The 21749-nt window shown below is 62.0% G+C and carries 20 protein-coding genes; 8 read left to right on the top strand and 12 right to left on the bottom strand.

Annotated elements, in window-relative coordinates; all coding sequences use genetic code 11:
* Window positions 1–25 precede the first annotated feature (25 nt).
* From uvrA to ACIOJF_RS03440, 3 genes are all read right to left on the bottom strand, one after another.
* Window positions 26–2896 (bottom strand): excinuclease ABC subunit UvrA, encoded by a 2871-nt coding sequence (gene uvrA / locus ACIOJF_RS03450; protein WP_286134096.1) that lies wholly within the window; start codon window positions 2894–2896, stop codon window positions 26–28.
* A gap of 1063 nt (window positions 2897–3959) precedes the next feature.
* A complete protein-coding gene (locus tag ACIOJF_RS03445) occupies window positions 3960–4805 on the bottom strand; it encodes a hypothetical protein (RefSeq protein WP_402741200.1) in 846 nt (281 codons plus the stop codon).
* A gap of 5 nt (window positions 4806–4810) precedes the next feature.
* Window positions 4811–5362 (bottom strand): RNA polymerase sigma factor, encoded by a 552-nt coding sequence (locus ACIOJF_RS03440; RefSeq protein ID WP_402741199.1) that lies wholly within the window; start codon window positions 5360–5362, stop codon window positions 4811–4813.
* 389 nt (window positions 5363–5751) lie between these two features.
* Here ACIOJF_RS03440 and ACIOJF_RS03435 point away from each other — a divergent pair, with 389 nt between their 5' ends.
* Window positions 5752–6246 (top strand): GNAT family N-acetyltransferase, encoded by a 495-nt coding sequence (locus tag ACIOJF_RS03435; protein WP_402741198.1) that lies wholly within the window; start codon window positions 5752–5754, stop codon window positions 6244–6246.
* A gap of 60 nt (window positions 6247–6306) precedes the next feature.
* Here the strand turns inward: ACIOJF_RS03435 and ACIOJF_RS03430 are convergent, their stop codons facing one another.
* The 3 genes from ACIOJF_RS03430 to ACIOJF_RS03420 form a co-directional block, all read right to left on the bottom strand.
* Window positions 6307–6732, bottom strand: coding sequence for a hypothetical protein (locus ACIOJF_RS03430; protein WP_402741197.1), 426 nt, complete (start codon window positions 6730–6732; stop codon window positions 6307–6309).
* Window positions 6733–7143: 411 nt separating this feature from the next.
* Window positions 7144–7671: a hypothetical protein gene (locus ACIOJF_RS03425; RefSeq protein WP_402741196.1), complete on the bottom strand. Its 528-nt coding sequence runs from the start codon at window positions 7669–7671 to the stop codon at window positions 7144–7146.
* Window positions 7672–8059: 388 nt separating this feature from the next.
* Window positions 8060–8437: a GntR family transcriptional regulator gene (locus ACIOJF_RS03420; protein WP_402741195.1), complete on the bottom strand. Its 378-nt coding sequence runs from the start codon at window positions 8435–8437 to the stop codon at window positions 8060–8062.
* A gap of 82 nt (window positions 8438–8519) precedes the next feature.
* Between ACIOJF_RS03420 and ACIOJF_RS03415 the strand changes: the two genes are divergently transcribed.
* Both ACIOJF_RS03415 and ACIOJF_RS03410 read left to right on the top strand, forming a co-directional pair.
* The gene (locus ACIOJF_RS03415; RefSeq protein WP_402741194.1) at window positions 8520–9173 is read left to right on the top strand and encodes an MBL fold metallo-hydrolase; all 654 of its coding nucleotides are present in this window, start codon (window positions 8520–8522) and stop codon (window positions 9171–9173) included.
* Window positions 9174–9284: 111 nt separating this feature from the next.
* On the top strand, window positions 9285–9926 hold the full coding sequence (locus ACIOJF_RS03410; protein ID WP_402741193.1) for a phosphatase PAP2 family protein: 642 nt from the start codon (window positions 9285–9287) through the stop codon (window positions 9924–9926).
* Window positions 9927–9971: 45 nt separating this feature from the next.
* On the opposite strand, the gene ACIOJF_RS03405 is transcribed toward ACIOJF_RS03410, so the two are convergent.
* Entirely contained in the window at window positions 9972–10763 is a 792-nt protein-coding gene (locus tag ACIOJF_RS03405; protein ID WP_105656680.1) for a trans-aconitate 2-methyltransferase, read from the bottom strand.
* A gap of 77 nt (window positions 10764–10840) precedes the next feature.
* Here ACIOJF_RS03405 and ACIOJF_RS03400 point away from each other — a divergent pair, with 77 nt between their 5' ends.
* The 3 genes from ACIOJF_RS03400 to ACIOJF_RS03390 all read left to right on the top strand — a co-directional run bounded on the left by ACIOJF_RS03400 (window position 10841) and on the right by ACIOJF_RS03390 (window position 14108).
* Window positions 10841–13375 (top strand): DEAD/DEAH box helicase, encoded by a 2535-nt coding sequence (locus tag ACIOJF_RS03400; RefSeq protein ID WP_402741192.1) that lies wholly within the window; start codon window positions 10841–10843, stop codon window positions 13373–13375.
* A complete protein-coding gene (locus ACIOJF_RS03395) occupies window positions 13375–13842 on the top strand; it encodes an NUDIX domain-containing protein (RefSeq protein WP_402741191.1) in 468 nt (155 codons plus the stop codon). The genes ACIOJF_RS03400 and ACIOJF_RS03395 overlap by 1 nt, the downstream gene beginning before the upstream one ends.
* A 74-nt stretch (window positions 13843–13916) precedes the next feature.
* Window positions 13917–14108, top strand: a complete 192-nt coding sequence (locus tag ACIOJF_RS03390) for a hypothetical protein (RefSeq protein WP_402741190.1) — start codon at window positions 13917–13919, stop codon at window positions 14106–14108.
* 16 nt (window positions 14109–14124) lie between these two features.
* Here the strand turns inward: ACIOJF_RS03390 and ACIOJF_RS03385 are convergent, their stop codons facing one another.
* Window positions 14125–15063, bottom strand: a complete 939-nt coding sequence (locus ACIOJF_RS03385) for a phosphotransferase (protein WP_402741189.1) — start codon at window positions 15061–15063, stop codon at window positions 14125–14127.
* A 78-nt stretch (window positions 15064–15141) separates the two neighbouring features.
* On the bottom strand, window positions 15142–15894 hold the full coding sequence (locus ACIOJF_RS03380) for a metal-dependent hydrolase (RefSeq protein WP_105656685.1): 753 nt from the start codon (window positions 15892–15894) through the stop codon (window positions 15142–15144).
* Between the two features lie 62 nt (window positions 15895–15956).
* Here ACIOJF_RS03380 and ACIOJF_RS03375 point away from each other — a divergent pair, with 62 nt between their 5' ends.
* Together ACIOJF_RS03375 and ACIOJF_RS03370 are read left to right on the top strand one after the other, a co-directional pair.
* Complete coding sequence (locus ACIOJF_RS03375) at window positions 15957–16445, top strand: GNAT family N-acetyltransferase (protein WP_133834222.1); 489 nt, start codon at window positions 15957–15959, stop codon at window positions 16443–16445.
* Window positions 16445–17731 (top strand): alpha/beta fold hydrolase, encoded by a 1287-nt coding sequence (locus ACIOJF_RS03370; protein ID WP_402741188.1) that lies wholly within the window; start codon window positions 16445–16447, stop codon window positions 17729–17731. Before ACIOJF_RS03375 ends, ACIOJF_RS03370 begins: the two co-directional genes overlap by 1 nt.
* An 81-nt stretch (window positions 17732–17812) precedes the next feature.
* Here the strand turns inward: ACIOJF_RS03370 and ACIOJF_RS03365 are convergent, their stop codons facing one another.
* From ACIOJF_RS03365 to uvrB, 3 genes are all read right to left on the bottom strand, one after another.
* Window positions 17813–18265, bottom strand: a complete 453-nt coding sequence (locus ACIOJF_RS03365) for a MarR family winged helix-turn-helix transcriptional regulator (RefSeq protein ID WP_105656688.1) — start codon at window positions 18263–18265, stop codon at window positions 17813–17815.
* A 100-nt stretch (window positions 18266–18365) separates the two neighbouring features.
* Entirely contained in the window at window positions 18366–19406 is a 1041-nt protein-coding gene (locus ACIOJF_RS03360; RefSeq protein WP_105656689.1) for a TerC family protein, read from the bottom strand.
* Window positions 19407–19651: 245 nt separating this feature from the next.
* Window positions 19652–21739, bottom strand: coding sequence for an excinuclease ABC subunit UvrB (gene uvrB, locus ACIOJF_RS03355; protein ID WP_105656690.1), 2088 nt, complete (start codon window positions 21737–21739; stop codon window positions 19652–19654).
* Window positions 21740–21749: the final 10 nt, after the last annotated feature.

Raw genomic sequence — 21749 nt, 5'->3', positions numbered from 1 at the left:
TATGTCGAACATTCTCCGCCAGGCATTACAGGATCTCGGAGAGGAACTTCCCGGTGTGCGATTCGCTCACCTTGGCCACCTTTTCCGGGGTGCCAGCAGCCAGGATCGTACCGCCGCCTGAGCCGCCTTCCGGGCCGAGGTCGATGACCCAGTCAGCCGACTTGATGACATCCAGGTTGTGCTCGATGGTCAACACGGTGTTGCCCTTGTCGACCAATCCCTGCAGCACCTTGAGCAGCTTGCGGATATCTTCGAAGTGCAGACCGGTGGTGGGCTCGTCCAGGACGTAGATGGAGCGGCCATTGGAACGCTTCTGCAGTTCCGCAGCCAGCTTCACGCGCTGGGCCTCGCCGCCGGAGAGGGTGGTTGCCGGCTGACCCAGGCGCACGTAGCCCAAACCCACGTCCACCAGCGTGCGCAGGTGGCGGGCGATCGGGGTGAAGGCACTGAAGAACTCGGCGCCTTCGGCAATCGGCATATCCAGCACATCGGCAATGTTCTTGCCCTTGTACAGCACCTGCAGGGTTTCGCGGTTGTAGCGGGCGCCCTGGCAGACCTCGCAGGGCACGTAGACGTCCGGCAGGAAGTTCATCTCGATCTTCAGCGTGCCGTCACCCGAGCAGGATTCGCAGCGTCCGCCCTTGACGTTGAAGGAGAAACGGCCCGGCTGGTAGCCGCGCAGCTTCGCCTCATTGGTCTCCGCAAACAGCTTGCGGATGTGGTCGAACACGCCGGTATAGGTCGCAGGGTTCGAACGCGGGGTCCGGCCGATCGGCGACTGGTCAACGTGGACCACCTTGTCCAGGTGCTCCAGGCCCTGCACGCGGGTGTGGCGGCCGGGCACCTGCTTGGCGCCGTTGAGCTTGTTGGCCAGCACCTTGTACAGGATGTCGTTGACCAGGGTGGACTTGCCCGAGCCGGACACGCCGGTCACCGCGGTCAGCACGCCCAGCGGGAACTCCACCGACACATTCTGCAGGTTGTTCTCGTTGGCACCGACCACCTTGAGCTTGCGCTCCTTGTCGATCTTGCGGCGCTTGGACGGGATGTCGATCTGCTTGCGGCCCGAAAGGTAGTCTCCGGTCAGCGACTTGGTGTTCTGCTTCAGGCCCTCCAGGGATCCGGAGTGCACCACTTCGCCGCCGTGCTCGCCGGCGCCCGGGCCGATGTCCACGATCCAGTCAGCTTCGGCAATGGTGTCTTCGTCGTGCTCCACCACGATCAGGGTGTTGCCCAGCGATCGCAGGTGCAGCAGGGTGTCGATCAGGCGGCGGTTATCGCGCTGGTGCAGGCCGATGGACGGCTCGTCCAGAACGTAGAGCACGCCGACCAGGCCCGAACCAATCTGCGTAGCCAGGCGAATGCGCTGCGCCTCGCCGCCGGACAGGGTGCCGGCAGCGCGTTCCAGGGTCAGGTACTCCAGCCCGACGTCCAGCAGGAACTTCATGCGCGCGTCGATTTCCTTGAGCACCTGCGCGGCGATCTGCGCCTCGCGTGCGGTGAGCACGATCGTGGAGAGGAATTCCGCGGCGCTACGCAGGTCCATGGCGGCAACTTCAGCGATGGAACGCCCGCCCACCAAGACCGAGAGCGACGCCGGGTTCAGGCGCGCGCCGCCGCAGGTAGGGCACGGGATCTGGCGCATGTACTGCTCGTAGCGGTCGCGGGCGTGATCCGATTCGGTTTCCTGGTGCTTGCGGTGCACGTAGGAGATGACGCCCTCGAAGCCGGTGGAGTACTTGCGCTCGCGGCCGAAGCGGTTCTTGTACTGCACGACCACCTTGTGGTCCTTGCCATTCAGGATCGCTTCGCGGGCGGCAGCCGGCAGCTCCTGCCACTGGGTATCCATGGTGAAGCCCAGCTCATGGCCCAGGCCTTCGATCAAGCGGTTCCAGTATTCGGTGGTTGCCTTGCCTAGCGACCATGGGGCGATCGCGCCCTCGGCCAAGGTGACCTCGCCGTCCGGAACGATCAGGTGCTCATCGACCTCCAGCTTGGTGCCGATGCCGGAACAGGCCGAACAAGCACCGAACGGGTTGTTGAAGGAGAAAGTGCGCGGCTCGATCTCATCGATGGCCAGCGGATGCTCATTGGGGCAGGCCAGGTTCTCGGAGAACGCGCGCACGCGCTGGGGATCATCCTCGTCCAGGTCCACGAAGTCGGCCAGCACGCGTCCTTCGGCGATGCCCAGGGCCGTTTCGATGGAGTCAGTCAAGCGCTGGCGGGCATCTTCCTTGATGGCCAGGCGGTCGACGACCACCTCAATGGTGTGCTTGACCTGCTTGGCCAGCTTCGGCGGATCGTTCAGCTGGATGGTGGTGCCGTCAACGCGGGCACGGGCGAAGCCCTTGGAAGAGAGCTCCGCGAACAGGTCGACGAATTCGCCCTTGCGCGAACGCACTACCGGGGCGAGGATCTGGAAGCGGGTTTTCTCCGGTAGCTCCATCAGCTGGTCGACGATCTGCTGCGGAGTCTGCTTGGAGATCGGTTCGTGGCAGATCGGGCAATGCGGACGGCCCACGCGTGCCCACAACAGACGCATGTAGTCGTACACTTCGGTAATCGTGCCCACGGTGGAACGCGGGTTGCGGCTGGTCGACTTCTGGTCTATGGACACCGCTGGCGACAGTCCCTCGATGAAATCCACATCGGGCTTGTCCACCTGGCCGAGGAACATGCGGGCGTAGGCAGAGAGCGATTCGACGTAGCGGCGCTGGCCTTCGGCAAAGATGGTGTCGAAGGCCAAGGAGGACTTGCCCGAGCCGGACAGGCCGGTAAAGACAATCATTGCGTCACGCGGGAGATCAATGTCCACGTTTTTCAGGTTATGCTCGCGTGCACCCTTGACGACCAGGCGAGTCAGATCAGTTCTTTTACTCTGCGATGAAATAGCCACGAGGCAATACTAATCGAAAACTACTTCGAATACGTGTACGAATGGACGCAACTCACAGTTAATTCTCCAAACCCCTGATCCGGCGCACGGCGAGCGCTATGCGTGCCCGGCCACCCACCCGGAATGTCGACCGGTGAGCCAGCGTCCCCATGAATCCAGATCGGACCGCGACGTCCCATTCGAGGTGCCGGGGCCCTTGGAACCCTTGCGCTCACGCGATGGACTTGGCCGGCTCCCAAGTTTCCCGCTGGCATGCTGCCTCAACGCCGGCACATGCCGGACCTCCCCGAAGCTTGCTGTTCCGGACCGGAACCGATGGGCCCTATGGTCGAATACGCTGGCTGGCGAATCACCTAACCGGTCGAGATCCACCGACCGCTGCCAGCCTGCCGCACTCAACGCTGGAATACACCCACCCGGTGGCCGCCTTCGGCTCAAGTCGCTTCAGCAACATCATGAACCATCCCGCTCCTGCGCCTGCCACGTGTGCGATACCTCCCCAAGATCGCAGCTATCTCGTAGATGCCAATGAGCGGCGAGCGCATGCCCCGTGTTGCACGAGCGGGAAAACGGATAAATTCGTCGTTCGACTCACGCCGTCAACCGGGGCACCGCAATCACTGATCTGCAACGCAACTACATCGCGAACCTCGCCAAACGTTCCGCCTAGCGGCGTCATCCGCGGTGTCGAGGCCATCGGACAGCAATTCTCTTCCGTGGAGGCATTCAACACCATGAAGTAGCGCCAGATCGTTTCCTTTCGCGCCCCCTCACCGGTCACTACACCAGACGGGGTATACGGAACGGCCAGCTTTCCCGTGAATCCATGGAACTTCTACCATCCAGGTCACAACGCGGTGCGTTCCGATAGCCGACCCCCTTACGGAACGATCCGAAATGCCAATCCGAACAAACCCCTATAGGGACGAAACGACTGTCCCTGTAGCTATGAGACGCATCTTTCTGATGCCTCGAGCGAAGCACGGTTAAAGGTCGCGGCGCGCGACGAGGCTTCCGGAATTATGCCGGATAGCTCGACGCGTCCGCGCTGTCACCAGTGACTCTAGGACGGCATCCTTGGGGTCGCGTTTTCGATGACCCTCTGGTCGTTCAGAGTGATTGTGTAGGAAATCGCCGGAGCGGGTCCACCGTTGCCCTCCAATTCGTCACCGAGGGCCTTGCCCGGCCACCACGCGGCGTATCTGCCGTCCTGAACGGTGGCTTCGACCAATTGGCCGTCCGGGGTCGTGATCGTTACAGCTGTTACATCCTCACCTACGTTTCCGTGGGTGAGGGCAATTTCGGGGCGATCACCGAACCCGAATATATTGCCACCGCGAAATTCGGCGATGTTTCCTTGAGTGAATTCCCCCGCAACCGGGAGAAAGCCTTGATCGCCGCCTCCCCTACTGAAATCAATGTTGTCGGCCTTTTGCGCTCCGGCAGGCAAGTGGGCTAGACACATACCTGCCATGTGTTCGGAAGCGGTGTAAAGCAACACCACCCAATCACCCCGTCGCTCGGCAAGATCCAATTGCGGGGAGGATAGGTCCAGACTGCCACGGCAGGCCGCATCGGCTACAGCCCTATCGGGGCTACTGATGGAACCCGGCACAGCATTCCATGACGCATACGCCGCATCATTGCTTCCCGCCCCCGGTAGGAGCACCACCGATGCGGTGATGGCAGCCACCGCGGCCAGAGCAATAGGGGCCGCTATCCGACGTACAGGTCTGGATCGGCGTTTGCCGATAGCATCGTTCGCGGTATTTCCGTTGTCCGGATCGCTGGCGAGAATTTGTTGCAGCCTCGCGTTCGCCCTGATCTGTCCGGCCTCGTCCAGATCTACTTGGGGAGCGGAATCCAGGGGTCGAAATGCGTCTAGTTCCAGGTATTTGTTCTTATCCATGTCAGTCACTCCGTCATGAGGGATCCGGCGAGGTGTGCCGGGAAGGGGGAAGCATCGAGTTCGTGTCGCAACGATTTGCGCGCACGATGAAGTCGGATGCGGTAGGCCGCCGATGAAATCCCTAGTACTTGGCCCGCCTGTGACGAAGAAAGATCTTCCCAAATCGTCATGGCCAGGACTTCTTGGTATTCAGGGCGCAGCCGTTGCCAGGCAGAGGTCAGGTCAATACGTTGATGGGTCAGCTCGGCTTCGGCGTCAGTGTAGATAGGTGTCCGGGCTGCGATCCGGACCGCCAGCGCTCCTTGGCGTGCCTGCCCACGTTGATTGTTAAGCAGGCAGTTCCGCGCGGTTGCGAACAGCCAGGCTCTGGCATCCTCGTGCTTAATAGGGAGTTCGTCCAAACGCCGCCAGGCGGCAAGAAAGGCCTCGTGGACGATGTCCTCCGCGTGGTCTGGACCTGCCCGTCGTTGGATGAATCGCAGGACATCGGTGTAGGCCAGTTCATACAATCTGGAGAACCGTGCCTCCCGATTCTGCTTTATTTCTGGGGTGCTCATACCTATACATGTCCAGTCGATGCGAGTTGTTACCCCGAGACGGGATCCAATTTTTGTGGGCCCGGTCCATACCCAGGAGCGGGGCCAGGGACTGTTGACGGAATCCGCTCATTCCCGAAGCCAGCGCACGCTGAAAGCCCCGGAATCCCACTGGCCAATATAGCTGGACTGCACCACGGTCCGAGAATCGGTATCGATGATATCCCTTACCTCGTCTGGCAGGTTGATTCTGGTGCATTGGCGTCCCGTAGAGCGCTCCCCTTGCGGGCGCGCAACGCAGAAGATATCGGACTGTCATTGCAATTGCTATTGAGCGAAATAACATGCAGAAGCATTCACGTTTCTTTGCAAAGCCCAATAACCTATCGATCTTCCTGTAGATTCGGGGCTTGGAAGACCTTTCAATTCGCGTTGCGAACCTTGATGATGTGCAAGCCATTCGGTCAATTGGACTCGTTACATGGCCAGCTACTTATCTGAGTTTCACAAGTCCGGATTTCGTCATGGAAAACTTCAATACATGGTGGTCTCACGGCTCGGTGAGCGCATCCATCACGGAAGACACGACGTTCATTGCTTCTCAGGATGGTCAGGCAGTTGGCACGCTAACCTTCGGGCTGTTTGAGGGCGAACCTGTGATCTGGAAAATCTATGTCGTGCCCGAAGCCCACGGACGCGGTATTGGAACTGCTCTTATGGACGTCGCCTTTACCACTATTGGCCCTGCCCATGATGTAAGGATCGAATTTTTGAAAGGAAACTCCGCTGCCCAGTCATTTTATGAACGACGTGGCTTCAAATTCGATTTCGAAGAAGACATGGCAGAGGGCTTCACAACAGTTTGGCTTCGTAGACCTGCTGGCCCAATTACTTCAGCAATTTAAATTATGTCCCGCAGAAGGTTCCCCTACTGAAAGCGAGTTACCGCTGATGCGGCAAGCTGGTCAGTCCGCGGAGACGAGCGTTGACCAGGCAACATCGATCACGCATAGCCCCTCGTCGGTCTCACGGTAAAAGACGTCTCCTGGGAAGTGCGTGCCTGGCACTACTCCCTTGGGAAGACCTTCTAGATTGATGCTCCACTGAGGATCGAGCGCCACTTGGTCAACCCAATACCCCGCGAAGAATTCTTCCGGTTCGCCTGCGGAAAGCCCTGACCAATCGCTGGGCGTACCGAGATCCGCAACGGATTCCGTGCAGACAATGTCTGAAGTTTCGCCCGAAGCTAAGTCGTTCACAAGCTTCTCGGTCGTTTGAATCACCTGTGCGCCATCGTTTCCCCAGATCAGTGAGTTAATTGAGCATCCAGTCAATAGTGCCGCGAGAGCTCCCACTGAAAGTCCGTAAACAGATCTGCGAATCTTTGTCATGCTTCAAACCTACTGCCCCGCTTACCCGAACCGTGTATGAAAGCTAAACAAGGAATGTCGTGCCCGGTAAAGGTTCGGCGACTGGAACGCATGCTTGATTTGACCTGATTGCGACTCTCCGTAGTGCTGAACGTCCTCGATAGACGCCGGTGTGAAGATCTGGAAGAGTTGCAGCATGGAAAACACCTGGCTGCTCGTAGTTCTAATTCTCGTTAATCTCTTCGCGAGCATAAGCATCATTGGCGCGTTGAATCGGATCAGGAACGCCAGCGAAAAAGCCCTAGTGCTCCTTGAAGAACAATCCGCGCAGAAAGGTGCAGGGAAAACGTCCCAGTAACGCTTCCCTTTAGGGGTGTGTCAGCGCAGTGCCAGCATCTTCGGATCTGGGAACTGAATCCGATGGTCGTGTAGCTACGGATGCAACTGAAAAATGAATTGGTCATCAGGAGACCAACGGTGCAGGTCATCGCAGCGGTAGCCACGTAGCCAAAGCTGCCCATTTACTGCACGTAGGTAGAAACCTTTTGGATACTCGTCCTCGTCGCTAAGTGTCGGAGCGGCCACTGTGTAAGAACCTTCGGGTGCATGGCCTCGACTCATCACGACGTCTGTGGACGATTCCTGATTGGTCATAGCTAGACGTAGATATGGACCAGCGGTCGGAGGACATAGTTTCAATCCGTGCATTTGAGCCACGTCGAATACTTGCTCAAGTGTTCCGCCATTTGGCAAGCCTAAATCACACACACTGCGTTCAACCACGCTAATGACGTGTTGCTTACTGGTATCGCCAAACACCGCATCGTCGAGCAAAATCTGTGCGTGGGTGTTGAGCTGTATCTGCTGCGAGTTGAGTGCGGCGATAAGGTCATACCGGGAAAGCCCGCCAACCGTAACTTCAAGTGAACCGCCATCGGGACGAGTGTTCAAGTTATTCACACGTTCAGCTTATAGTGGGCAATTCGCACTTAGCGTTCCCCTTGCGGAAGGTGCAGTGTTGAGGACTATATACAGAGGTGCTGACGACTTCGGAATTGAAAAATTAGGCAATGAGACACACCGTATACGCATGATCAGGAACCATTACGGTTCGCAAACCCAACAGCATTCGGCGGAGTCCCAATAAAGGCACGACGAGCGGCAATGCCCTGGCGATCAAAAAATCGGCGATTTGCGCCAAATCGCACACCCGTTACATTTTTGACAGCTTATTAACCCCGAGGAACATTGGAGCTGTCAACAGCAAAACGTGCCCCTACGCCGATTCGCATTCATCAGGTTCCACCTGCGGCTGGTTCCCGGAATCACTTCCAGAGGCGCCTTGGGCCTACCTTGGCAGGGAGCTGAACGCAGCGCGCAGGTACTTTACCGCGGTTGCTTCGTCGACCGACCACAGTTGGGCGATGCGGGCCAGATCGGCGGCCGCATCGCTGACTTCCTGTTCTGCACGATTCTCCGCGGCTTGGACCACGGTTCCATGGCGGCCGCGGGTGACCACTGCGCCCTGCAGCTCAAGTTCCTTGTAGACCTTGGCGACGGTATTCACCGCGAGGTTCAAGGTGCCCGAGAGCGCACGAACCGACGGCAATTTGGTGCCCGGAGCTAGTTTGCCCTTGGCAATTGCTGAGAGGATCTGCTCGCGGACCTGCTGATACGGCGCCACGCCCGAGTTCGGCTCAATCTTGATGAATTCCAGTTCGGACATCCTGCACTCCATCCTTTGGACTGTGTTTGGCATTTATCCGAGCCTATCGCGTCAGCCGGGATCTGCACCGTAGTCTGGTTGCATGAACGAACTATTACTGAACGATGTGACCGTCCGTTGGGTCTCAGTATCCGACATGGCAAACAACGTGTACCTGGTGACCAATCGGAAGACCGGCGAGCAGCTGCTGGTGGATGCGGCGGATGACATGCAGGCCATCGAGCGGCTCATCCAGGCAGCCAGTGAAGACGCCAGCGATCCGCGCATTATCGGCATCGCCACGACGCATCAGCACTGGGACCACGTGCGCGCGCTGGCCGACGCCGTGGAGAAGTACCCGGTGCCAACCTACGCCGGTGCAGACGACGTGGCCGGCATCGCTGAAGAATCCGGGGTCAAGATCGACCATGCGCTGAATCACGGCGACCAGCTGAAGCTGGGCGATGTGATCATCGAGGCGATCCACCTGCGAGGGCATACGCCGGGTTCGCTCGGCTATGCGCTGGTTGATTCCTCCGGCCAGCCGGTGGTGCTCAGCGGCGACAGCTTGTTCCCCGGAGGCGTGGGCAACACATGGAAGGACCCGCAGCGGTTCCTCTCTTTGCTCACCGACGTCACCGAACGCATCTTCGACCGCTTCCCGGACGAAACCAAGGTTTTGCCGGGGCACGGAGATTCGACGACACTGGGGGCAGAACGCCCGAATTTGGAGCAGTGGCGCGAACGCGGGTGGTAGCCCCTGGCTGCGTTGCCAGCGGCTGACGTGCCGCTGGCACCAGCCTCCTCTGGCAGAGGCTCTTCTTACTTCTGGTGCCTGCAGCCGGATCAGATCCGTATAATCTCCACTGTGACTTCACCCTCCCCCGCACGAATCGCCATCACCCCTTCACGGCCAGCCATCTTCATTGCGGTCCTCGCGTTGATGGCGATGGCCGCCTATCCGGTGCGTGATGCCTTGTATCTGGGGATTTCAGGAACAGTTGCGCAGTCAGCGCAGCTCTCCGCGGCAGCTGTGTTCTTTTCCGAGACCTTGCTCATGCTGCTGATGGCCGGAGCCTGCACGCTCGCAGTCCTCTGCTGGTTCCGTGACCGCGTTGCGTTCTGGCGCCTGGTTCCAGGCGCCATTGGCGCGGTAGCGGCCTATGGCCTGAGCGAGCTGGCCAAGATTCTGGTTACCGAAGAACGCCCCTGCCGCGCCCTGGATGCCGTCACCGCGGTGGCCTGCCCGGAGGCAGGCGACTGGTCCTGGCCGTCCAACCATTCGGTCGTCGCCGCGGGCATTGCCGCAGCCTGCACGCTGGCCCTTCCGAAGCTGGCCATATACGCGATACCTGCCGTCTTGCTCATTGCCCTCTCCCGCGTGGGCGTAGGCGTCCACTTCGTCCACGACGTCTTCTCCGGGGCGGCGCTGGGCACCCTGGTCGTCCTAGTCTGCGTCCATGTGCTGCCGCGACTGGTGCAAAGGCACACCCCAGGAACCGTCCGCTGAAGCAGCGCGCCCCCACGGCTATCCCGTTGCCGGTCCTGGAGCAAATCAGCCGAGCTTGTGCCCGATCATGAAAATCCTGCGGAACGGGAAGTTCGTCAGGACGGTACCGTCCTGCGAAGCAAATGACGGATAGTGCGTGGAGACTTCGGCCCGGTAGTCGTTTTCGAACTCCCGATAGTCTTCGTCGCTGAGCGTGTGGCGAATGGGCAGCAGCGCCGTCCCGCGAACCCAGTTCAGGATCGGGTCCTCCCCCGCGAGCAGCTGATGGTAGGTGGTTTCCCAGACATTAGCCTGGAACCCCGCGTCCAGGAAGATCCGCTGGTATTCGCCGGGCTCGCCCACCACGTCGTCATGGCGCAGCACCCCTGCCAGCTGGCCGGACCACTTCGGGCTATCGGCAACTGCGCGCATCACCGCATGCGACGGAGAGCCGAAATTGCCCGGGACCTGGATGGCCACGTTCGCTCCGGGCTTCAGGTGCTCCAGCCAACCGGCCAGCAACTCGCGGTGCCCCGGAAGCCATTGCAGCATCGCGTTGGAGAACAGCAGGTCCGTGTCGGAGTCAGGGGTCCACGCCGTGGCATCGGCCAGCGCGAAGCCCAGGTTTTCCTCGTGCTCGCTCTGCGTGGCCCTGGCGATCATCTCCGGTGAGGAATCAAGTCCGGTGACCTGCGCTTGCGGCCAGCGCTGGGCCAGCAGCCGGGTCATATTTCCCGGCCCGCACCCCAGATCGATGACCTTCGACGCGTCAACCGAGACCAGCTGCCCCAGCAAATCCAGGTACGGGCGGCCCCGGTAATCGGAGAATTCGGTGTATTTCGTCGGATCCCATTTCATATTCCCGAGCCTAAACGAGAGGCGCACGCAACAACTAGCCCCCAGTCATAGTTCTCAACCGATAGGCTAGGAACATCATGTTGCTCACCGATTATCTGCCAGCAGACGCCAAGAACGTATCCGACGACGAAATCTACGAGGCTTTCGGCCAATGGGTCGCAACCCGTGGCATCAACCTCTACCCCGCACAGGACGAAGCGTCGATGGCGCTGGCCGGCGGCAACAACGTCATCCTGGCCACCCCCACCGGCTCGGGCAAGTCCCTGGTTGCCATCGCAGCCCACTTCTACGCCATGGCCCGCGACCAGATCAGCTTCTACACCGCGCCGATCAAGGCGCTGGTCTCCGAGAAGTTCTTCGACCTGTGCAAGATCTTCGGCGCAGAGAACGTCGGCATGGTCACCGGTGATTCCTCGGTGAACGCCGATGCCCCGATCATCTGCTGCACCGCTGAGATCCTGGCGAACATCGCCCTGCGCGAAGGCTCCAAGGCGGACGTGGGCTGCGTGATCATGGACGAGTTCCACTTCTACGCCGATCCGCAGCGCGGCTGGGCCTGGCAGGTGCCGCTGATCGAACTGCCGCAGGCGCAGTTCCTGCTGATGAGCGCCACCCTGGGCGATGTCACCCGCTTCGAGCAGGAACTCGAAGAGCGCACCGGCACCCCGACGGTGACCGTCGCGCACACCGAGCGCCCAATCCCGCTGCACTTCTACTACTCCATGGAGCCGGTGCAGGAGGCCGTGGAGGAACTGATCAAGACCAAGCAGGTGCCGATCTACATCGTGCACTTCTCCCAGCTCGATGCCATCGACCGCGCCACCGGGCTGATGAGCGTGAATGTGGCCACGCGCGAGGAGAAGGAAAAGATCTCCGAGATGATCGGCGGATTCCGCTTTGCCGCCGGGTTCGGCAAGACGCTGAACCGCCTGGTGCGCCACGGCATCGGCATCCACCACGCCGGCATGCTGCCCAAGTACCGCCGCCTGGTCGAGCAGCTGGCACAGGCCGGCCTGCTCAAGGTCATCTGCGGCACCGACACCCTGGGGGTGGGCATCAATGTGCCGATCCGCACCGTGGTGATCACCGCGCTGTCCAAGTTCGACGGCACCCGTACGCGCATCGTGAACGCCCGCGAATTCCACCAGATTGCCGGGCGCGCGGGCCGCGCAGGTTTCGATACCGCAGGCACCGTGCTGGTGCAGGCTCCGGAGCATGCGATCGAGAACCACAAGGCCATGGAAAAGGCGCTGAAGAAGCACGGCGAGGGCTCTTCCAAGCTCAAGCAGATCCCGAAGAAGAAGCCGCCGCAGAACTTCGTGACCTGGGGCGAGAAGACCTTCGAGAAGATCGTCGAGGCCGCCCCCGAGACGCTGAAGTCCTCATTCCAGGTCTCGCACTCGATGCTGCTGAACCTGCTGGAGCGCGAGGACAATTCGTTCGAGGCCGCCCAGCGCCTGCTCAGCGAAAACCACGAGACCCCGGCGTCCCAGCGCAAGCTGAAGCTGCGCGCCCTGGGAATCCTGCGCGAACTGATCGCCACCGAGGTGGTCGTGCGCCGCAATGAGCCAGACGAATACGGCAACTACTATGAGCTGACCGTGCACCTGCAGCAGAACTTCGCGCTGAACCAGCCGCTCTCGCCCTTCGCGCTGGCCGCCCTGGACCTGCTGGATCCGGATTCGGCCAGCTATGCGCTGGATGTCGTTTCGGTGATCGAGGCGACCTTGGAAAAGCCGCGCCAGGTGCTCTCCGGCCAGGAGAAGAAGGCCCGCGGCGAGGCCATCGCCGCGATGAAGGCCGAAGGCATGGACTACAACGACCGCATGAACGCACTGGATGAAATCACCTATGCGATGCCGCTGGCCGAGAAGCTGGAAAGCGCCTTCGAGCAGTACCGCTCCGGCGCGCCGTGGCTCTCGGACTTCGAACTGGCGCCGAAGTCGATCGTGCGCGACATGTACGAACGCGCCATGGGCTTCTCCGATTTCGTCCAGTACTACCAGCTGGCCCGCTCCGAGGGCGTGCTGCTGCGCTACCTCACCGATGCCTACAAGGCCCTGCGACAGACCGTTCCCCAGGACGCGCTGCGCGAGGACCTCGAAGACCTGATCGAATGGCTCGGCGAGATGATCCGCCAGATCGACTCCTCGCTGCTGGACGAATGGGAAGAGCTCTCCCGCGGCGAGCTGAGCGAGGCAACCGAAACCGCACCGCCTCCGGCACCGGAAAAGCTGACCAGCAATGTGCGCGCCTTCCGCGTAATGGTCCGCAACGAGATGTTCCGCCGGGTGAAGCTCTTCGCCGATGAGCAGGACAAGGCCCTAGGCGAGCTCGACGGGCATAGCGGCTTCGACGCGGACACCTGGGCCGATGCCATGGACGACTACTTCGACGAGCACGAGGACATCGACGACGGTCCCGCCGGACGCGGCTCGAAGCTGTTCATCATCAAGGACATGCCCCAGCGCACCTGGGAGGTGCACCAGATCTTCGCCGACCCATCCGAGCACCACGACTGGGGCATCACCGCCACCATCTCGCTGGATGACTCGGACGAGGCCGGCGAACCTGTGGTCAAGGTGACTTCGGTGGGCCGCCTGGACTCCTGATGCCCGCCATCAGCTACGCCATCTTGCGGCGCGCCGACGAAGTCCTGCTTCAACTGAGGTCGGGAACCGGCTACATGGACGGGTTCTGGAGCACGGCGGCCGCCGGGCACGTTGAGCCCGGCGAGGCTGCCGTTGCCGCCGCCGTTCGCGAAGCCCGTGAGGAACTGGGCATCCGGATCGCGGCAGACCAGCTCCAGCCGCTGTGCACGGTGCACCGCTACCTGCAAGCGGGCAGCGGCGCCCAATCCCCTGTGGATTTCTTCTTCCTGGCGCGCCAGTGGGTCGGTACTCCGCGCCTCATGGAACCGGAGAAAGCCTGCGAGCTTCGCTGGTTCCCGCTCGATGCCCTGCCGCAGAACCTCGTTGCGCAGGAACAGCTGGTACTTTCCCGGCTGGATTCCGGCTTGCCGCCAATTATCTGCATGGGATCCGGCACGGCGCTGGACCAGCCCCGGCATCTGGGCTAGTCCCGCACTCGATGCCCGAGGCATCTTCCCGGAGTCCGGTGGCAATGCCGCGGACAGTGCCGTAGGGTATGGCCATGAACGGGTACAAGCTTCGCCTGCTCGGGGCAGGCCTCCTGCTGCTGGTCCTGGTCGGGCTGCTCAGCGGCTGGTCCGAGCTCTTTGCTTCCGGCGCGTGGCTGGCGACCTTGGTCCAGCTCGGTTCGCTGGTCCTGGGCCTGGCCCTGGTCTACCGCGGGGAAAATGCCATGCCGGCCCGGTTCAGCTAGCCCCTGCAATAGCCAGCTAGGCCAGCCGCGCCTTGAGCCACCCAACGGTGGCGGCCGCCTGCTTCGCGTGATAGCTGCGCAGCGTGGGCAGCCCGGGAACCTCGGGCCTGCGCGCCGCGTCCACATAGTAGGCGGCCAGTCCAGCTAAGACCGCGCTGACCGCGTCCGTGCCCACCGATTCGAAGATCGGGTGGGAGTCGGCAATGGCGTCCGCATCCAGCGCCGGGTCGAAGATCTGCGCTTCAACCAGCACCGTCAACGCGTCATACCATGCGGCGCCCCGCGAAGCCCACGGCCAATCCACCAGCAGCACTACTCCGCCGTCTCCCAGCAGGATGTTGTCCGAGCGCAGATCCGAATGCACCAGCTGGTCTCCGGCCAGCGCCCCGATACCGTCCATGGCCAGCCCATGGAGTTCTTCCAGGTTCTGTGCCACCCAGGGATCAGCTGGAAGCCAGCCGTCCTGCATGATCCGCCCAAAACCGGCTACGTCCTCGCGCAGTTCCTCCTCCAGCGGCGGCAGCAGCTCAATCAGGGAATCGGGGGCCTGATGAGCCAGCTGCGCCAGCGTGTCCAGTACCCGTTCCAGCTGTCCGGCCGGCCAGGGAAGCTGCGGGCTGGCCCCTGGGCCTTCAGCGAAGACCAAGGCCTCCCAGCCTTGCCAGCTGATGCGCCCCAGGAACTGCGGAACCGGCAAGGCCGCCGGGAGCTTGGCCGCTATTGCCGCTTCGCGGGCGTGCAATGCCGTGGCCGGGGCACTGAGGCCCGGATGCACCGCCTTGGCGAAGACCCGCTGGCCATCGGCGGTGAGCAGCCGATCGGCGCTGCCCGGGGAAAACCCCGAGGCTTGGCTTAGCGCCCGGATCACCCGGGATCTAAGGTGCGATTCGATCCGAGCGCGCAGTTCGCCAGGAAGCTGATCCCAGGTGATGCGCCGGGTGAATTGAATCTGCATGGTTCGAATCATGCCAGATCACCGGCTGCCAGCCACAGCGCGTTGCACTGCGGCGAGCCGGCAGCGGGCCGGGGGCCCTCAGGCGACGATCAGCGCGATGCCCACATAGGTAGTGAGCAGCGTCGCGAGCAGCCATTCTGCGGTGGAGCCCGTCTCGGCCAGAATCGGCAATGCCACCCGCCCATTGGACTTCCAGCAGCCGCCAATCAGCGGCAGCCGGCGGAACCAGCGCGGCGAGCCGATCTTGATCGGCCACAGCAGGTTGCAGCCGCCGATGGTCAGCATGTCGCCCAGCACGTGCACGATCGCGCCCAGGGAGACTGCCATCAGGAACCAGAGGTTCTGCTCCGGCGCATTCATCCCGACGAAAGTCCCGGCGGCCAAGGCGATAATCCAGCACAGCAGCGGCGGCATGAATTTCATGGTCTTCACCGCGAAGGAAATCAGCAGGATCGCGAACAGCGCCGCGGCCGGGTAGACCGTGCCCAACGCCGCGGTCTGCACATCCCAGCCGTTGGCCAGCCAGGCCAGGAAGATGAAGAAGGCGATGCCGATCAGCGAATGTGTGCCGTTGCGGTGCCCGCCCGAAACCGAACCGACAATCCGCGTGAAAATGCTGGAGAACGGGGGCAGCGAGCGGGCGATCGTGGCCCCATGGTGATCCGCGTCGGGCAGCAGGGCCGCGCCAGCGCAGACGATCGCGCCGGCCAGGGTTTCCCAGCGGTCCATCTGGAAAGTTCCCAGCCCCAGGTTCACCGAACCCACGGTGACGTCAGTTGTAATTGCCAACCATGCGGCTGCGCCGCTCACCGCGTGGTGTCCACCCATCATGCATTCAACCTTAGGTCTGGTCACCGACGTTTTAGCGGTGCGACGGAGGTAAGCTGGAACACATGAGTATTGTGCGTGAAGCTGTTCCGGGCGACTGCCCGCAGATCTTGGCGATGATCCAGGAATTGGCCGACTATGAAAGGGAACCTGATGCGGTGCTCAACACCGCAGCAGACCTCCAATCCCATCTGTTCGGCCCCAATCCCCAGGTCTTCGCCCATGTTGCCGAGGATGAAACCGGGACGCTCAGGGGCATGGCCCTGTGGTATCTGACCTACTCCACTTGGGAAGGCCGGCACGGCATCCATCTGGAGGATCTGTATGTGCGCGAATCCCAGCGCGGTTCAGGCACCGGGACCGCGTTGCTGCGCACGCTGGCGCAGATCTGCGTCGAACGCGGCTACAAGCGCCTGGAATGGTCAGTGCTGGATTGGAACGAGCCGGCCATCAGGTTCTACGACGCCATCGGTTCCAGCTCCATGGACGGCTGGAGCACCCGGCGCCTGGACGGCGAAGCACTGCAACAACTTGGCATGCAAGGAGCGAGCTAATGCGCCACTACCGCGGTATGGATGTCACCGACCATCGCATCGAGGTTCCACTGGATCACGCCGATCCGCAGGGCGAAAAGATCTCGGTCTTCGCCCGCGAGATCAGCACCGGCACGGCCAAGCCCTGGCTGCTGTTCCTGCAGGGCGGTCCAGGGGGCAAATCCCCGCGCCCCGGTTCCTTGTCGGGGTGGTTGGCCGAAGCCACCAAGCACTTCCGCGTGCTGCTGCTGGACCAGCGCGGCACCGGACTGTCCACCCCGGCTAACCGCAAGTCCCTGCCGCTGCGCGGGGACTCGGCCGCCCAGGCCCGCTACCTCTCGCATTTCCGCGCCGACTCGATTGTGCGCGACGCCGAAGCCCTGCGCGAGCACCTGGGCATCGAGCAGTGGAGCACCCTGGGGCAGAGCTACGGCGGGTTCTGCACCCTGACCTATCTCTCGCTCTTCCCGCAGTCGCTCACCCGCTGCCTGGTCACCGGCGGGCTGGCCTCGCTGGATGCCGATGCGAAGACCGTCTATCGCGCCACCTACCAGCGGATGGCAGAACGCAACAGCGAGTACTTCTCCTGGTACCCCGAGGACTTCCAGACCCTGCACAGGATCTACGAGCATGTGCGCACCAATGACGATGAGCTGCTGCCCAACGGCCAGCGCGTCACCGTGCCGCTGGTGCAGATGCTGGGCATGTACCTGGGCGGAAACACCCGGGTGCACCTGCTGCATCACATCTTCGAGGAGGCCTTCAGCCACACCCCGGGCGGCGACCGCCTCTCGGATAACTTCCTCGAAGCGCTCCTGGCCCAGAGCTCTTTCGCCTCGAACCCGCTCTATGCGCTGATGCATGAAACCATCTACGCCCAAGGCGAGCCGACCAATTTCGCGGCCGAACAAGTCCTGCCGGAATTCGCCGACTTCACCCGCCACGCGGCGACCCCGCTGCTGACCGGCGAGATGATCTACAGCTGGCACTTCGCCGAAGATCCAGCCCTGCGCCCCCTGGAGGACGTGGCCCGCATCCTGGCCGAGCACGAAGGCTTCGGCCCGCTCTACGATCTGGACGTCCTGGCCAAGAACACCGTGCCTGTGGCCGCCGCGGTCTACCATGACGACGTCTATGTGGACCGCGAGCTCTCGCTGCGCACCGCCTCGCAGGTGGCCGGGTTGCAGACCTGGGTGACCGATCAATTCCACCATGACGGCATCGGCGACGATGGCCCGGCGATCTTCCGCCGGCTGCTGGCCATGGCCAACGGCGAAGACCCGGACGCCGCGGCCCAGGACAGCTAGCCCGCGCACCGGCTAGGTTAACGCGCAGGGCGCTTGAATCCCCCGGGGATTCAAGCGCCCTGCGCGTTAAGCCTTCTGCTGCTAATGGTCCAGCTTCGCGGCAACCTGGTCATTCAACCGCTGCAGCAGCGGCACAGCCTGCGCCAGAATCCGCCGTTCCTCGGCGCTGAAGGAATCGATGCCGCCGGCCAGCGAGGAAATCGCGCGCTGCCGGTAGGCTTCGATGGCCTCCTTGCCGTCGCCGGTCAGGCTCACCAAGCTGGCGCGGCCGTCCCCAGGGTCCGGTTGTCGCTGGACCAACTGGTCGTTTTCCATGCGGATGACCAGACCGGTCATGGTCGGCTGGGCCACGCGCTGCTCGATCGCCAAGTCGCCCACGCGCTGGGGGCCCAACCGGTCCAGGGTGGAAAGCACCCGCCAAGCGGTCACCGATCGGCCTTGCCCGGCCGCGCGTCCAAGCAGCCGGGACATGGTGCCCGACGCTAGTGCTACGCCGGTGGCAATGCCACTGGCTTCTGTCGATAGGTCGCTCATGGAAATTACCTTAGCAGAACAGCATAGGCACACTATGCGGGTACGGAAAACCCGCCGGGGCCAGTTGGAAGCAACTGGTCACGGCGGGTAATTGTGCGGATTACTTGGCCGCGTCCTGCTCTGCAGCTTCCGCTGCGCCGGCGAGCTCCGCGGCTTCAGCCGAAGCAGCAGCACGCTTGCCCCATGGGCTCCACAGCGACAGCACGGTTGCGATAACGATCGCGCCCAGGATGACCAGCAGCGAAACACCCACGGAAATGTCCAGCCACGCGTAATGCAGAGGCTCGCCGCCGTTGATGAACGGCAGGCTGTTCTCGTGCAGGGCGTGGAAGACCAGCTTCACGCCGATGAAAGCGAGGATGAAGCTCAGTGCGTGCTTCAGGAAGACCAGGCGGTTCATCAGGCCACCGAGCAGGAAGTACAGCTGGCGCAAGCCCATCAGCGCGAAGATGTTCGCGGTGAACACAATGAACGCGGACTTGGTCAGGCCGAAGATCGCCGGGATCGAGTCGAAGGCGAACAGCAGGTCGGTCATGCCGATGGTCACGAAGACCAGCACCATCGGGGTGAACAGCTTCTTGCCGTCGACCACGGTGCGCAGCTTGGCGCCATCGAAGTCCTTGGAAATCGGCAGCTTGGAGGTCAGCTTCTTGACCAGGCCGCTTTCCTCGTCCTCATCCTCGTCCTTGAGCTGGTTCCATGCGGTCCACAGCAAGAAGGCGCCGAAGATGTAGAAGACCCACGACCACTGCTCGATGATCGCGGCGCCGAGCACAATGAAGATTGCGCGCAGGACCAACGCGATGATGATGCCGAACATCAGCACTTCCTGCTGGTACTTACGCGGTACCGAGAAGCGCGCCATGATGATGATGAAGACGAACAGGTTGTCCACCGACAACGCGTATTCGGTGACCCAGCCGGCGTAGAATTCCTGGCCGAGCTGCGGTCCAGCCTGCGTCCAGATCACGGCACCGAAGATCAATGCCAAGGAGATGTAGATGCCGACAAAAATGCCTGCTTCCTTCATGGAAGGAATGTGCGGACGCTTGGTGACGTACAGCAGGTCTGCGATGAGCACCGCGCACAGAACAATCAGCGCGATGATCTCGAATTGAATAGTTAACCCATTAGTGCCCACGGACGAGCGACCTTTCGTTGGAGGGTATGGAAAATCGCCGCAAGTCTCTCCGCCGCCACACCAGAATTCGAAACGCTTAGATAGCTGGCTCAGTGATCGGCTGCTGTGCCCGGCGAAACATCATTGGTTCGCGTGTTGACGTCCACAGCATTGGGATACTCCCCTACGTCCAGTGATCAAGTGTAGCGCACAGGAACTGCACAGGCTTGGCGCATGTCCCAATACTGCGCTGGACAGCAGCAGGGCTACGCGTGCCCGGCAGCCTTCATCTGGCGCAATTCCTTCTTCAACTCGGAAACTTCATCGCGGATCCGGGCGGCCAGTTCGAACTGCAATTCAGCGGCCGCGGCGTGCATCTGCTCGGTCATTTCCCCGATCTGGGCCAGCAGGTCCTCGGCCGGGGCGGCGGCCAGCCCGTCCTTGCGCACGGCGGACGAGGCCTTGGTGCGCTTGGCATTCTTCGCCAACCGGTTGTTGTTCAGCAGTTCCTGGGTGTCGGCATCCTCACGGGCCAGCTGGTCGGTGATGTCAGCGATCTTCTTGCGCAGCGGCGTGGGGTCGATCCCGTGCTCCTTGTTGTGCGCTTCCTGGATTGCCCGTCGGCGATTGGTCTCCTCGATCGCCTGGTCCATCGCATCGGTGATCTTGTCGGCATACATGATCACCTGGCCCGAGACGTTACGCGCGGCACGGCCGATGGTCTGGATCAGGCTGGTGGCCGAACGCAGGAAGCCCTGCTTGTCGGCATCCAGGATCGCGACCAGCGAAACCTCGGGCAAATCCAGGCCCTCGCGCAGCAGGTTGATGCCCACCAGCACGTCGAAGGAACCCATGCGCAGCTCGCGCAGCAGCTCCACGCGGCGGATCGTGTCCACATCGGAGTGCAGGTACTGCACCCGCACCTGGTGCTCGGTGAGGTAGTCGGTCAGGTCCTCGGCCATGCGCTTGGTCAGCGTGGTAACCAGTACGCGCTCATCGCGATCCACACGGGTACGGATCTCATCGAGCAGGTCATCGATCTGGCCCTTGGTGGGCTTGACGATGATCTCGGGGTCGATCAGCCCGGTGGGGCGGATGATCTGCTCCACGAACCCGTCGGACTTGCCCAGCTCGTACTTGCCCGGGGTGGCCGAAAGGTACACGGTCTGCCCGATGCGCTCAAGGAACTCATCCCATTTCAGCGGGCGGTTGTCCATGGCACTTGGCAGGCGGAAGCCGTGTTCCACCAGCGTGCGCTTGCGGGACATGTCGCCCTCGTACATGGCGCCGATCTGCGGCACGGTGACATGCGACTCGTCGATCACCAGCAGGAAGTCATCGGGGAAATAGTCGATCAGGCAGTGCGGGGCGCTGCCGGCATCGCGGCCGTCGATATGGCGCGAGTAGTTCTCGATGCCGTTGCAGAAACCCATCTGCTCCATCATTTCCAGGTCGTAGGTGGTGCGCATGCGCAGCCGCTGGGCCTCGACGAGCTTGTTCTGCGATTCCAGCTCCTTCAGGCGCACCGCCAGCTCGTCCTCGATCCGCTTGATCGCCTTGTGCATCCGCTCGGCACCGGCCACATAGTGGCTGGCCGGGAAGATGTACATCTCGGTCTCCTCGCGGATCACCTCGCCGGTGACCGGGTGCAGGGTGTGGATCGCTTCCACCTCGTCGCCGAAGAACTCGATGCGCACGGCCTGCTCTTCGTACATCGGGATGATCTCCACCGTGTCCCCGCGCACGCGGAAGGTGCCGCGGTGGAAATCCATGTCGTTGCGGGTGTACTGCATGGCCACGAACTGGCGCAGCATCGCGTCGCGGTTCAGTTCCTCGCCGGTGCGCACGGTGACCATCCCGGCCACGTATTCCTCGGGAGTGCCCAGGCCGTAGATGCACGAGACGGTGGCGACCACAATGGTGTCGCGGCGGGTGAGCAGGGAGTTGGTGGCCGAGTGGCGCAGGCGCTCGACTTCCTCGTTGATCGAGGAGTCCTTCTCGATGAAGGTATCGGTCTGCGGGACGTAGGCCTCGGGCTGGTAGTAGTCGTAGTAGGAGACAAAGTACTCCACCGCGTTATTGGGCATCAGCTCGCGGAACTCGTTGGCCAGCTGGGCGGCCAGGGTCTTGTTCTGCACCAGCACCAGGGTGGGGCGCTGCACCTGCTCCACCAGCCAGGCGGTGGTCGCGGACTTGCCGGTACCGGTGGCACCGAGCAGCACGATGTCCTTCTCGCCGGCGTTGATCCGCTCGGTCAGCTGCTTGATGGCCTGCGGCTGGTCGCCGGCAGGCTGGTACTCGCTGATGACTTCGAAGGGGGCGACCACGCGCTTGATCGGCTGTGCAAGACTCATGCTTCCAGCA

The sequence above is a fragment of the Glutamicibacter sp. NPDC087831 genome, assembly GCF_044742845.1.
Classification (GTDB): domain Bacteria; phylum Actinomycetota; class Actinomycetes; order Actinomycetales; family Micrococcaceae; genus Glutamicibacter.
This window is presented reverse-complemented; position numbering and strand designations above follow the sequence as displayed.